This is a genomic window from Saccharothrix texasensis (assembly GCF_003752005.1).
In the GTDB taxonomy this organism is placed as follows: domain Bacteria; phylum Actinomycetota; class Actinomycetes; order Mycobacteriales; family Pseudonocardiaceae; genus Actinosynnema; species Actinosynnema texasense.
Window position 1 is genome coordinate 6,944,503 of sequence record NZ_RJKM01000001.1, and the last position, 12,757, is coordinate 6,957,259.

The window sequence follows — 12,757 nt, forward strand, 5'->3', positions numbered from 1 at the left end:
TCTGGGTGGAGGTGGTCGTGGGCCGCAGCGCGAACCTGCCGCGCGGTCTGGTCGATCGCTTCCTCGCCCGCGGCGACGTCTGGCCGGACGACACCGGCTGCTCGATGCTGCACGTGGACATGGACGCCTTCTACGCGTCGGTCGAGATCCGCGACCGGCCGGAGCTGGCGCGCAAACCGGTGGTCGTGGGCGGCACCGCGAACCGCGGCGTGGTCGCGTCGGCCAACTACATCGCCCGCGAGTTCGGCGTGCGCTCCGCCATGCCCACCTCGCACGCGCGCCGCCTCGCGCCGCACGCGGTGTTCGTGCCGCCGAACTTCGCCCGGTACCAGGAAATCTCGCGCGGGGTGATGGCGATCTTCCGCGACATCACGCCGCTGGTCGAGCCGTTGAGCCTGGACGAGGCGTTCCTCGACGTGAGCGGGGCGCTGAAGCGGCTGCGCCTGGGCCCGGCGCAGATCGCGAAGCTGATCCGCGAGCAGGTGCAGGAGGCGCACGGGATCACCTGCTCGGTGGGCGTGGCGCCGACGAAGTTCCTGGCCAAGCTCGCGTCCGGGATGTGCAAACCGGACGGTTTCATGGTCGTGCCGCGCGACGAGGTGCTGTCCTTCCTGCACCCGCTGCCGGTGTCGGCGCTGTGGGGCGTGGGCAAGCGGACGGCCGAGAACCTGGACCGGGTGGGGCTGGAGACGGTGGCGGACGTGGCCGCGACGCCGTTGCCGCGCCTGCGCAGGCTGATCGGCGTGGCGCTGGCCGAGCACCTGCACGCGTTGGCGCAGGGGCACGACGACCGGCCGGTGGTGCCGTCCACGCGGGAGAAGTCGATCGGCGCGGAGGAGACCTTCGAGGTCGACCACTTCGACCGGGAGCTGCTGCGCCGTGAGCTGCTGCGGCTCTCGGAGCGCTCGGCGGCGACGTTGCGGGCGCGGGGGCTGCGCGGGCGCACGGTGTCGATCAAGGTGCGGTTCGCCGACTTCACCACGATCACCCGCTCCAAGACGTTGCGGGTGGCCACGGACGTGACCCAGGAGGTCTACAGGACGGCGTCGACCCTGCTGGACGAGCAGGTGCCGCCGGGCGCGGTGCGGCTGATCGGGGTGCGGATCGAGCAGCTGGTCGAGGGCGACGACGGCGAGCAGCTGATGTTCGACGCGCCGGAGCGCGGCTGGCGCGAGGCGGAGCAGGCGGCCGACCAGGCGCGGTCGAGGTTCGGCACGGCGGCGATCCGCCCGGCCTCGCTGCTGAGCCAGGGGCCGACCAGGTCGGGCCACGACGAGCCCAAACCGGACCGCGGGGACTGAGCACGCGTTCGGCTTCCCGACCCCCGTGATCGCGCCGTTCGGGTGGTCGCGGGCCTGATCGGCGTCCCGCGCGCCGATCACCGGGCACAGTGGTGGCGTGGATCGGTTCTGGGGTCTGCTCTCGCCCTCCGAGCACGAGGTGCTCATGGCGACGGGTGTCGAGCGCGACTACCCGCCCGGCTCGGTGATCTGCCACGAGGGCGAGGTGACGCGGCACGTGCTGGTCGTGCGCCGAGGTCTGCTGCGGGTGACCGCGACCACGGCGAACGGCAGCGAGAAGGTGCTGGCCGTGCGCGGCGCGGGCGACATCGTCGGTGAGCGCTCGGCGGTCGACGGCCGGCCGCGTTCGGCGACCGTGCGGGCCCTGGGCGAGGTGCGGGCGCTGGTGCTGTCGGCCGGCTCGTTCGCCGGCCTGTGCCAGCGGCACCCGCGCATCGCGTGGTCCGTGCTGATCGTCGTCGTGTCGCGGCAACGGGACACCGACCGCCAGCGCGTGCAGATCAGCGGCACGGCCACGCAGCGCGTCGCCGCCGTGCTCATCGACATGGCGTTGGAGCGGGGGATCGCCGACCAGGGCGCGATCGCGTTGAGCCAGGAGGACCTCGCGGGCATCGCGGGCACGTCACGGGAATCGCTCGTGCGGGTGCTGCGCGGACTGCGCGAGGAGGGCATCATCAGCACCGGGCGGCGAAAGATCGACATCCACCGGGTGAGCAGGCTCTACGACTTCACCAACTGATGTCCCCTTGTGCGTCATCTGACGCAGAACTCCAGGCCAGGGACTCGTAGAAATGAGTCATCAGCCGAGTTCAGAGGGGGAGCCATGAACCACATCGAGGAGCCCGCCAGGTCTCGCCGGCGGTTCACCGAACGCCTCGCGACCACTCTTGCCTTCACCGCCGTCATGGTGTGGGCCGCCGTGGTGGTCGTCGTCAAGTCCGATCTCGACGGTGTGGTCGCGCTCGCCGTTTCCTTCGTGCTCGCCGGCGGCCTGGTCGCCGTGTACGACGCCTGGCGCGAGGTCCGCTCCGTCCGCCGCGAGCTGGACGTGGAGATCCACGAGGACCTCGTCCGCCTGTAGACCACGCGGTGGCCAACGAGGGGTGGCCGCCGTTCGCCGAGGCCTTCCGCAGACGGTCGGGTCTGCGGAAGGCCTCATTCACGTCCGTCCTCGCCGAGTTGTCCACAGCCCGTCGAGTTGTCCACAGTTCGCGATCTCCTTGTCGACCCTCCCACCCGGACCGCCGATGGTGGACACATGCGAACCACCATCGACCTCGACGCCCTGGGCGGTCTCTTCCCCCACCGCGTCGCCACCGCGTCGGAGCTCCTGGGCCTGGGTCTGCCGAGCGGGGAACTGGCCGCCCGCTGCCGCCCGAGGGGCCCGTGGCAGCACGTCCTACCGGGAATCCTGCTCCTGGCCCCGACCCCGCCCACGCGCGCGCAACTGGTCTGCGCGGCCCTCCGGTACGGCGGCCCGCACAGCCTGATCACCGGGGTGGACGCCCTGCAGCTGCACGGCCTCCGCGCGCTGCCCGCCACCGGCCCGGTCCAGATCCTCGTCGACCGCGCCCTCGAACCGGCCGCGAAGGTCCGCGTCACCAGGGTCAGCCGTTTACCGGCCCCTGTCCTGCGCCGAGGCTTCCTGACCGCACCGCTGGCGAGGGCCGCCGTCGACACCGCCAAGTCGCTGCACCAGCGTGACGACCTCCGCGCCGTCCTGACCGAGGTGATGCGCCACGGCGGGGTCCCGGTGGCCGAGCTGAGGGCAGGGCTGGCCAGGTCGTCGGAGCAGGCCCGACAAGTCCTCTCCGAACTGGCCGACGGTGTGCGGTCGGTGCCCCAAGCCTGGGCGAGGGCCGTCCTGGACGACCTGCCCCTGCCGCCACCGGCGTGGGGCGTCCCCCTGGCGAGCGCCGAGGGCCGGCCCCTGGGCATCGCCGACGCCTGGTGGCCCGACCTCGCCCTGGCCTGGCAGTTCACCACCGCGCACCCCAGGCCGGACCTCCTCAAAGCCGCCGGCGTCATCGTCCTGCACACCACCCCGACCCGCCTGCGTCAATCGCCCACAGCCGTGGCCCAAGACCTACTACGAGCGGCCACCCAAGCCACCACCCGCCCAACTCCTCACATCACCACCCGCCACCTCCCACCCCCAAGGAGGCCCCCACCCCACCCCTGACCGAGCCCAACCCCACCCACCCCGGACCCCACCCACCCCGGACCCCACCCACCCCGGACCCCACCCACCCCGGACCCCACCCACCCCGGACCCCACCCACCCCGGACCCTGCCCACCCCGGACCCCACCCACCCCGGACCCTGCCTGGCGGCGGCTCTGTCACATCCCGGCCCACTGACTCCGTTCCAGCTCGCCGAGTCCTCACCTCACCCCACCGAGCCACCAACCCGCCTCACCAACGACCGCCCTCCGACCGTCGCCGCCCTCCGACCGTCGACCTCAACCTGCCTCCGCCGACCTCACCGAACCGCTGCCACCTCAACCTGCCGCCGACCGCGACCTGATCGCGCCCTCCCGCCGACAACCACTCGTCCGATCCGGACCCACCGCGCCGGCCGGTCCGATCGCAACCCGGCTCGACCCGGCACCAACACCGCTGCCTGCCCAGCTCAACCGCCCCGATCAACCGCGGCCGTCCCGAACCGACCGGAGTCTGTCCGGGGCGGCGGTCGATCACGGCCCGGCCCGGCCCTATCCGGCTCCGCCGGCCCGGGAAGAAAGGAGGGCGAATCAAGCGCATCGCGCCCCGCACGCCCACTTGCCGATCAATCCACTCGAGAGGCAGTCGCTACGCAAAGCAAAGTGACAAACACGCTGAGCTAACAATGCGCTGCGGGTCGGTTCGGGTCCGGTTCGTGGTTCCGTACTCGGCCCTCGGTGCAGCTCTCGCGGCCGGGGAGGAGGTGGGGCCGGCTGTGATCTTGGTCTCCACTGGCTCAGTCGGCGGCGTGTCCGGTCGACTACGGGCCGTGCGTGGGAGGTCCGAAAGTGGGACCGGAGATGAGGTGAGCGGGCACCGTGGGTCGTTCAGGGGTCACGGTTGGGTAGTCGTAGGCTCTGGATCACCCTCGCAGGGGAGTGAACATCGGAGCTTTCCGGGGGCTTGACAGTTGACCTCGGGGCCACTTGTGCGACCTCACGGTGGTCTGACCGTTGACCCGTGAGGATGATGGTGACAGAACGAACCGCTTAGGGGCACTGACTGGGTAGTCGCCAAGCCTCGCGAATCGTATCCTGGTTGTGACGCACCCAGGGCGGGGCGTCCGCCGGGACCGGCGGCAACCGTGATTACCCGGCGCCCGCGACCGCTGTGCCGGAGGAGGAGCCATGCCACTCTCCGAGCACGAGCAGCGACTGCTCGACCAGATCGAGCGCGCGCTCTACGCCGAGGACCCGAAGTTCGCATCCACTGTGCGCGGTGCCAAGCTGCGCAAGCCGTCCCGACGGCGTCGCATCCAAGGCATCGCGTTGTTCGCCGTGGGTGTGGCACTGCTGGTGACGGGTGTGATGTTGCCGAAGCTCGCTGGTATCCCGGTGGTGAGCGTGGTCGGCTTCCTGCTGATGTTCTTCGGCGTACTGCTCACCGTGACGACGTTGCGTCGTGGTGACCAGGGTGCCGAAGAGCCCAGCGAAGAGGGAAGCCGGCCCAGCCGCAGCTCGTTCTCACAGAAGATGGAAGAACGTTTCCGTCGCCGTTTCGAGGACGAGTAGTCCGCGCGACAGCCCGATTGAACGACTGAACAACGCAGACGGCCCGCCCCGGAACCTCCGGGGCGGGCCGTCTGCGTGCGGGGCGGTTGAAGCCAGGCAGGAGCCCCTCAGCCAGGCAGCAGGAAGAGGGCCGGGGGAGTGTCGCAGTCCCCCGGCCCTCAGCCGACTCACACCGCTCACCGCCCCGCGGTCACTCGTCCGGGTCCTGCTCCACCGGAGGCTTCGGCTGGAGCACCGAACGCGGCAGGACCTTGGCCTTCAGCGCCAACGGCGCGTTGCGGTTCAGGCTCTGGCGCACGTTGTCCACCGCCCCGGGCAACGACGGGTCCGCGGCCGACTGCGCGCTGTACCAGGACCGCTCCACCGCGCCCACGACCGCACGCAGCCCGTCCCGCCCCTGCTCATCGAGGTTGTGCACCCGCACCAGCCGCCGCGCCGCGACCCGCACGGTCTCCGTGCGCGGCACCCGCGTCCCCCGGTCCACGGACTCGGCGACCAGCTCCTGCCACGCGGCGCTCGCCGCGTCCGGCCCCAACCCGGCCACCGCGCGCAACCGCTGCTGCCGCCGCCAGGTCCGCACGGCCGCCGGTGTGGCCACCGCCAACGCCAGCAGCAGCAGCACCGCCAACCACCACGACAGCAGCGCCAACGCCAACGCCGACACGATCGCCCAGCCAGCCACGGCCGTCACCACCGCCGCCGGCCGCAGCCACACCGGCCGGGCCAGTCGCGCACCGCCGAACCGCACGGCCAACGTCGCGAGCAGCGCGAGCAGCGCGACCACCCCGAGCGTCACCAGGTGCCACGTGGGCGTGGACTCGTCCGCCGAGGACGTCCCGTCCTGCCCCAACGCGTCCGGCACGGCCGACGCGGACGCCGACGTGCCCGGAGCCACCGTGGTGGTCGTGGTCGTCGTGGCGCTCGCGCTGGGGTCGTCCTCCTCGTCGTCGGCGTCCAACCCGGAGATGTAGGGCGGGGTCACGCCGCGGCCGTCCGACAGCGGCGTCGGGTCGAAGGTCATCCAGCCGTAGCCGGCGAAGTAGATCTCGACCCACGCGTGCGCGTCCTGCGACGTGATGGTCTGCACGTCGCCGGTGGCGTAGCCGGCGGTGAAGCCGAGCGCCACCCGCGACGCCATGCCGACCGACCGCGCCATGATCGCCATCGCCGACGCGTACTGCTCGCAGTACCCCTTCTTGCCGTTGAACACGAAGTCTTCCAGCGCGTCGACCGACGTGTTCGCGGTCGAGGTCTGCGTCGTGTACTCGAAGCCCTGCGTGCCGTCGGTGAAGTACCGGTACAACGCCGTCGCCTGGTCGAACTGGTTGTCGTTCCCGGACACGATCCGCCGCGCCAGCTCCGCCACCCGGCCCTCGACGCCCGGCGCCTCCAGGTAGGCCGGGTCGACGTCGGCCTGCCGGCCGACCTTGCGCAGGGTGTCCGCCGACGGCGTGTCGAACACCGTCTCCAGCGTGTACTCACCGGACTTGCGCGGTCGGACGCTGTAGATCATCCCGCGCTCCGGGTCGAACCTCCAGTTGTCGTCGACCGCCCGCGCCTCGCGCGGCCGGCCGTACACCGGCAGCCAGTTGTCCACCCAGTTCACCGGCTCGATCCGGATGTCGGAGACCTCGCCGCCGCCGGGGTCGCCGGGCTGCCAGGGCAGCGGGCCGTTCGCGGGCACGCCCTCGGGCATGTTCCCGCCCAGCTCCCAGCCCTTGTCCGGCACGTACTGGCGCAACGTCATCGCCCGCAGGTACGCCGAGGTGCCCGGCATGTTGCGCACCCGGAACAGCTCGCGCGGCGCGCCCTGGTTGAGCATGCCCCGCAGCTGCGTCATCGGGTCGATGCCGAGCCCGCCGTTGCCGCCGCCGATCTCCTCGCCGGTGCCGGGGAGCCGACCGACCGTGCCGACCACGGTCAGGCTCAGGCCCGCCAGCAGCGCGACGACCACGGCCATCCCGGCCACCGCCGTCGCCGCCGGTCCCGACCCGCTCTGCCCGCGGTGGGGCAACCGGCCGCGCCAAGCCTCGTGCCGGTGCTGCCCGTCCACGGCCAGCAGCAGCGCGAACGCCCCCGCGCCGAACACGAACGTCCACAGCGGCAGCATCTCGTCGGCCAGCGACGCGGGCACCGCGAACACGCACAGCAGCACCAGCCCCGACGCGGCGGGCGCCCCCAAGCCGACCGCCAGGGTGTCCACCAGGATCGCGACCAGGCCGATCGCCACCATCACCAGGCACCGCATGGCCGGGCTGTCCGGCACCGGCGGCACACCGGTCTGCACCTCGGCCATCGAGTCGGCGAGCACCGACAGCAGGTCCTGCAACGACTGCGGACCGGGCAGCACGACGAGCACACCGCTGCGGGTGAAGATCGTCACCAGCAGGCACGTCAACGCGAGCAGCTGCCCGAGGGCGACCACCGGCGCGGGCACCCGCGTCGCGCGCAGCAGCACGCCCGTGCCGCCGACCACCGCGATCGCCACGGCCAGGTACACCAGCCACAGCACGCCGTCGAGCACGCTCGACAACGCCGTCGCCGCGCACAGCGTGGCCAGGCCGGCCACCGCCGGTGTCGCGTTGACCACCCAGTTGTCGTTGCCCACCGCACTGGTCCTGCCGGTCACCTAGCCCACCTCCGTGCGCACCACGGGGCCGCGGTTGCCCGCGCTGTGGCACAGCTCCTGCCAGACCTGGCCCATCGGCGTCGACGGCCGCGCCACGACCACGCCCCACCCCGCGCCGCTCAGCAGCCGCTGGGCGTCGGCCGGGTCGGGCGCCGGGTCCTCGGACGCGGACGCCCACGCGCGGACGTCCATCACCACCGCGAGGCTGCGCATCCCGCGCGGCCGGTTGCGGACCAACGCGTCCACCACGGCGGGCGTGCTGCCGCCGAGGATCGCGATCACTTCCTGGCCCGCGCCGGGGTCCACCCCGGTGGCGGGCTCACGGCGGTGCGACGGCGCCAGCGCGGCCAACGCGTCCAGCACCACCGCGTCGCTGTACCCGCTGTTGCCCGGACCGCCCGCCAGCACCCGGCCGTCGTCGCCGACCAGGCGCACCTGGTGGCCGTACCGGTGCAGGTGCAGGCAGATGGACGCGGCCAGCGAGACCGCCCACTCCAGGCTCGCGCCGGGACCGCTGCCCCGGTGCGCGGCCAGCCGGTGGTCCAGCAGCACCGTCGTGCCGCCGCGCCACGGCCGTTCCTCGACCCGCACCATCAGCTCGTCGCGCCGCGCGGTCGAGCGCCAGTGCACCTTCCGCAGGTCGTCGCCGTGCCGGTAGGGGCGCACGACCGCGTCGTCCTCGCCCTGGCCGGCGCGCAGCCGGATCGAGCCGTCGTCGCCGGAGCCCATGCCCGAACCGCTCGGCAGCCCGGCCAGCCCCACCACCCGGGGCACCACGACCAGCCTGCTGCGGCCCGCCATCTCCCGGTCGAACTCGGCCAGGCCGAACGGGTCGGTGATCCGCGCCATCAGCGGACCCACCTGCTGCACGCCGCGCATCACCGGCTTGAGCGGGTAACGCAGCACGGTCACCGTGTTGCGGGGCAGGCGCTCCACCACGAACCGCGGGCGCGCGCCCAGCGCGTAGGGCACCGCGTCCTCCAGCAGCAGCCCGCCGGTCGGCAGTCGTCCGGCGCTGCGCAGCTCCACCCGCACGTCCGTCGCCGAGCCCACCTGGACGCGGCTGGGGTGCAGCAGCCGGGTCGCGTGCAGGCCGACCCTGGCCCGCTGCGCCAGCCAGGCCGCCAGCAGCGGCAGGGCCACCACGAACGCGGCCACGCGCAGCAGGTCGCGCTCGTTGAGCACGATCGCGCACAACCCGGCCGCGAACCCCGCGGCCAGCAGGCACCGGCCCCGGGTGGTCAGCCCGGACAGGGCTCCGCGCATGTCAGCGGTGGTTGTTCGGGTTGACGTTGTGCAGGAACTGCCCGGCCGGGTCCAGCGCCGCCTGCGGCACCGGCACCCGCTGCAGCAGGTTGCGCACCAGGTCGGCCGACGACCGGCGGGCCGCCTGCGCCTCCGCGGTCAGCACCAGGCGGTGCGCCAGCACCGGCACGGCCACCGCGTGGATGTCGTCGGGCACCACGAAGTCGCGACCGGCCAGCGCGGCCTGCGCCCGGGCCGCCCGCACCAGCTGCAACGTCGAGCGCGGCGACGCGCCCAGCCGCAGCTCGGGCAGCCGCCGGGTGGCGCCGACCAGGTCCACCGCGTACCGGCGGATCTCCGGCGAGAGGTGCACCCGCCGCACCACGGTGACCAGCCGGAGCACCTGCTCGGCGTCGGACACCGCGCGCAGGTCTGCCATCGGGTCGTGGCCCGCGTGCTCGTCGACCATCGCCAGCTCGGCCGCCGGGTCCGGGTAGCCGATGGAGACGCGCGCGGTGAACCGGTCGCGCTGCGCCTCGGGCAGGGCGTAGGTGCCCTCCATCTCGATCGGGTTCTGCGTGGCGATCACCATGAACGGCGCGCCCAGCGGGTAGGTCTGCCCGTCCACCGTGACCTGGTGCTCTTCCATGCACTCCAGCAGCGCGGACTGGGTCTTCGGCGAGGCCCGGTTGATCTCGTCGCCCACCACGATGTTCGCGAACACCGGGCCGGGGCGGAACTCGAAGTCGTTGTCCTGCCGGTTGTAGATCGACACGCCGGTGATGTCGCTCGGCAGCAGGTCGGGCGTGAACTGGATGCGGCTCACGGTGCAGTCGATGGACCGGGCCAGCGCCTTGGCCAGCGAGGTCTTGCCGACGCCCGGCACGTCCTCGACGAGCAGGTGGCCCTCGGCCAGCAGGGTGACCAGCGCGACGCGGACGACGTCCGGCTTGCCGACGATCACCTTCTCCACGTTGGCGGCGATCCGCGCCACCGTGGCGTGCAGCTCCGCGAGCGCTTCCTCCCGGACCGGCACGTGGTTGGCGTGCGGGGTCCGGTTGTCGGCTCCGGCGGCGGGTCCCGCCTGGTTGCCCGCCGGCGAGCCGCTGCCCCCGTAGGAGTGTTCTGGCAGCGCGGCTGGCTGTGTACTCGGAGTCACTCGACCTCCTGGAGCAGGGCGCGGCCCTACCGCGACCGGTTCGCGGTGGCGGTGAGCGTTTCACGCAGTGTGTCAAACCAGGGCGAAGCGCCCTACACCGATTGAACAGTTTCGTGCCTGGGGATTCCACGGGCCGCCGAACCGGCCGGTTCACCCCCGCTCCACCACGATTCCCCACCAGGGTCGCCGGAGAACCGGTTTTGCCCGATTTCGCTGGGCCATCCGGGTGGAGTTCGGGCCGGATCGGCTCACCTGCGGGGGTGGTCGCGCTCGGCGTCCCCCACCACGCTCCACAGTGGCCATCTTCCTTCTACCTGCGCAAACGCTCCGGCAAGGGCTGTGCGACCACCCGTTTCAGCGTTGACTGTGGTGAAAAGTGGGGTACTGTGGCGGCCGGTGGGGCAGACGGGGGCTCCACTGCCGGTCGGAAGTGAAGCTTCCGGCGTCGGGAGGTGGGCGCCGTGTTCCTGGGCACGCACTACCCGAGGCTGGACGACAAGGGCCGACTGACGCTGCCTGCGAAGTTCCGGGACGCGCTAGCGGGGGGTCTCATGGTCACCAAGGGCCAGGACCACTGCCTCTACGTGTTCCCTCGGGCCGAGTTCGAGCAGATGGCGCGCAAGGTGGCGGACGCTCCTTTCACCAACGAGGCGGTCCGCGCCTACCAGCGCTACCTGTTCGCGGGGACGGACGAGCAGCGGCCGGACGGCCAGGGCCGGGTGTCGATCGCACCGGAGCTGCGGCGGTACGCGGGGCTGACCAAGGAGTGCGTGGTCATCGGCGCGATCAACCGCTTGGAGATCTGGGACGCGCAGGCGTGGCAGCGCTACCTCGAAGAACACGAGGACAGCTACGCCACGGCGCGCGAGGAGGTGCTGCCCGGCGTCTTCTAGATCGGCTGGAACGGCCGTTGTTTCGAGGTTTCGGGTGCCGTGAGGCCTCGGTCCGCTCGGCTTTCGGCCCTGGCGCACCTTCCCCGGCGCCAGGTCCGACGGGCGGGCGGGGACCTGACGACACCCGAATTTCTTGTCTTGTGAGGGGGGACCATCGAGGGAGGGGACATGGTGGAGCAGGCGCGTCACGTGCCGGTGCTGCTCGATCGCGTCCTCGACCTGCTGGCCCCCGCGTTGGCCGATCGGGACGCCGTGTTCGTCGACTGCACGCTCGGTCTCGGCGGGCACTCCGAAGCGGTGCTGCGAGCGCACCCGCGGGTGCGGCTGATCGGGCTGGACCGCGACCCGCAGGCCATCGAGCTGTCCCGGCGGCGGTTGGCGCCGTTCGGCGACCGCGTGGAGTTCGTGCAGACCACGTACGACGGGATCGCCTCGGCCGTCGGCGGCGCGAAGGTCGACGGGATCCTGATGGACCTCGGGGTGTCCTCGCTGCAACTGGACGCCGAGGAACGCGGGTTCGCCTACTCCAAGGACGCGCCGCTGGACATGCGGATGAGCGCCGGCACCGGGACGACGGCGGCCGACGTGCTGAACACGTACTCGGTGGACGACCTGACCCGGATCCTGCGCGACTACGGCGAGGAGCGGTTCGCCCGCAAGATCGCCGGGGCCGTGGCGCGGGAGCGCGAGCGCGAGCCGTTCACCACCAGCGGCCGGCTGGTCGAGCTGCTGTACGCGGTGGTGCCCGCGGCGACCCGCCGGACGGGCGGCCACCCGGCCAAGCGGACGTTCCAGGCGTTGCGCATCGAGGTGAACGAGGAGCTGGAGTCGCTGCGCCTGGCGCTGCCCGCCGCGCTGTCGGTGCTGGCCGTCGGCGGGCGCATCGTCGTGGAGTCCTACCAGTCCTTGGAGGACCGGATGGTCAAGCGGGCGTTCACCGCGTTGGCCACGTCGACGTCACCGCAGGACCTGCCGGTGGAGCTGCCCGGCCACGGTCCCCAGCTGCGGCTGGTGACCAGGGGCGCGGAGCAGGCGAACGAGCAGGAGATCGAGGAGAACCCGAGGGCCGCCTCCGTGCGGCTGCGAGCGGCGGAACGCGTCCGGGAGGCGACATGAGCGCACCGGCACGGACCGGGGGCGGCGCGTCGTCACCGGCCAGGTCGTCCAAGCCCCGTGAGCGCTCGTTGAAGGCTGTGCCGGCGGAGCGCCGCCGGTCGGCCGCGGCGGAGCGGGCCTACGCGCGACGTGCGCAGCGCACGTCGTCGAAGCGCCGTCCGGCGGTGACCCGTCAGCCGGCGGCGGCGCCCAAGGCGCCGTTCGTGGTGATGGTGATGATCGTGCTCGGCGTCGGCATCGCGGCGATCATGTGGCTGGCGACCCAGGCGACCGCGGACTCGTACCGGTTGCAGGACGCGCGGGCCGAGGAGACCCGGCTCGCCCGGCAGGTCGAGCAGCTGCGGCAGGAGGTCGCGCTGGCCGAGTCGCCGCCCGGCCTGGCCGACGCCGCGACGAAGCTGGGCCTGGTCCCGGCGGGCGACCCGGCGCGGTTGCGGCAGCTGCCGGACGGTTCGGTCGAGATCTACGGCAAGCCGTCCGCGGTGCAGCCGCCGCCACCGCCCACGTCGTCCACCACCCCGCCCGCGCAGAACCCGCCCGCGCAGACGTCGACCGGGCAGCCCCCGACGGGGCAGCAACCGCCGGCCGGCGACCAGACCGGGCAGCAGGCGGGCGGTCAGCAGCCGCCGCCGGGCTGACCGGGCGGACCAGCCCGGACGCGGAGCACGGACGAACCAGTGG

11 protein-coding genes are annotated in these 12,757 nt (G+C 72.6%); 8 read left to right on the plus strand and 3 right to left on the minus strand.

Features of this window, described 5'->3' with window-relative positions:
- The first annotated feature begins 17 nt into the window (after window positions 1–17).
- From EDD40_RS31115 to EDD40_RS31135, 5 genes are all read left to right on the plus strand, one after another.
- Entirely contained in the window at window positions 18–1,301 is a 1,284-nt protein-coding gene (locus EDD40_RS31115; protein ID WP_123748407.1) for a DNA polymerase IV, read from the plus strand.
- Between the two features lie 97 nt (window positions 1,302–1,398).
- On the plus strand, window positions 1,399–2,040 hold the full coding sequence (locus EDD40_RS31120) for a Crp/Fnr family transcriptional regulator (protein ID WP_123746092.1): 642 nt from the start codon (window positions 1,399–1,401) through the stop codon (window positions 2,038–2,040).
- An 84-nt stretch (window positions 2,041–2,124) separates the two neighbouring features.
- Complete coding sequence (locus EDD40_RS31125; protein ID WP_123746093.1) at window positions 2,125–2,382, plus strand: hypothetical protein; 258 nt, start codon at window positions 2,125–2,127, stop codon at window positions 2,380–2,382.
- Window positions 2,383–2,559: 177 nt separating this feature from the next.
- Entirely contained in the window at window positions 2,560–3,483 is a 924-nt protein-coding gene (locus EDD40_RS31130) for a hypothetical protein (RefSeq protein ID WP_123746094.1), read from the plus strand.
- A 1,167-nt stretch (window positions 3,484–4,650) separates the two neighbouring features.
- On the plus strand, window positions 4,651–5,034 hold the full coding sequence (locus tag EDD40_RS31135) for a DUF3040 domain-containing protein (protein WP_033437744.1): 384 nt from the start codon (window positions 4,651–4,653) through the stop codon (window positions 5,032–5,034).
- A 190-nt stretch (window positions 5,035–5,224) separates the two neighbouring features.
- Here EDD40_RS31135 and EDD40_RS31140 read toward each other — a convergent pair whose 3' ends face one another.
- Genes EDD40_RS31140 through EDD40_RS31150 form a run of 3 tightly spaced genes read right to left on the minus strand, consistent with a single transcriptional unit; the run spans window position 5,225 to window position 10,040 of the window.
- Window positions 5,225–7,663: a transglutaminase TgpA family protein gene (locus tag EDD40_RS31140; RefSeq protein WP_123746095.1), complete on the minus strand. Its 2,439-nt coding sequence runs from the start codon at window positions 7,661–7,663 to the stop codon at window positions 5,225–5,227.
- Complete coding sequence (locus EDD40_RS31145; protein ID WP_123746096.1) at window positions 7,664–8,929, minus strand: DUF58 domain-containing protein; 1,266 nt, start codon at window positions 8,927–8,929, stop codon at window positions 7,664–7,666.
- Between the two features lies 1 nt (window position 8,930).
- On the minus strand, window positions 8,931–10,040 hold the full coding sequence (locus tag EDD40_RS31150; RefSeq protein WP_123748408.1) for an AAA family ATPase: 1,110 nt from the start codon (window positions 10,038–10,040) through the stop codon (window positions 8,931–8,933).
- Window positions 10,041–10,528: 488 nt separating this feature from the next.
- Between EDD40_RS31150 and mraZ the strand changes: the two genes are divergently transcribed.
- The 3 genes from mraZ (at window position 10,529) to ftsL (ending at window position 12,714) form a co-directional block, all read left to right on the plus strand.
- The gene (mraZ, locus tag EDD40_RS31155; RefSeq protein ID WP_053715381.1) at window positions 10,529–10,960 is read left to right on the plus strand and encodes a division/cell wall cluster transcriptional repressor MraZ; all 432 of its coding nucleotides are present in this window, start codon (window positions 10,529–10,531) and stop codon (window positions 10,958–10,960) included.
- Window positions 10,961–11,128: 168 nt separating this feature from the next.
- Window positions 11,129–12,076: a 16S rRNA (cytosine(1402)-N(4))-methyltransferase RsmH gene (rsmH, locus tag EDD40_RS31160; RefSeq protein WP_123746097.1), complete on the plus strand. Its 948-nt coding sequence runs from the start codon at window positions 11,129–11,131 to the stop codon at window positions 12,074–12,076.
- Complete coding sequence (gene ftsL / locus EDD40_RS31165; protein WP_246037934.1) at window positions 12,073–12,714, plus strand: cell division protein FtsL; 642 nt, start codon at window positions 12,073–12,075, stop codon at window positions 12,712–12,714. The genes rsmH and ftsL overlap by 4 nt, the downstream gene beginning before the upstream one ends.
- The last annotated feature ends 43 nt before the right edge of the window (window positions 12,715–12,757 follow it).

Bases quoted from the DNA above. Each gene is read 5' to 3' on its own strand.
- EDD40_RS31145 (WP_123746096.1), bottom strand. From the start codon at position 8,929: ATGCGCGGAGCCCTGTCCGGGCTGACCACCCGGGGCCGGTGCCTGCTG.
- EDD40_RS31135 (WP_033437744.1), top strand. From the start codon at position 4,651: ATGCCACTCTCCGAGCACGAGCAGCGACTGCTCGACCAGATCGAGCGC.
- rsmH (WP_123746097.1), top strand. From the start codon at position 11,129: ATGGTGGAGCAGGCGCGTCACGTGCCGGTGCTGCTCGATCGCGTCCTC.
- EDD40_RS31130 (WP_123746094.1), top strand. From the start codon at position 2,560: ATGCGAACCACCATCGACCTCGACGCCCTGGGCGGTCTCTTCCCCCAC.
- ftsL (WP_246037934.1), top strand. From the start codon at position 12,073: ATGAGCGCACCGGCACGGACCGGGGGCGGCGCGTCGTCACCGGCCAGG.
- EDD40_RS31125 (WP_123746093.1), top strand. From the start codon at position 2,125: ATGAACCACATCGAGGAGCCCGCCAGGTCTCGCCGGCGGTTCACCGAA.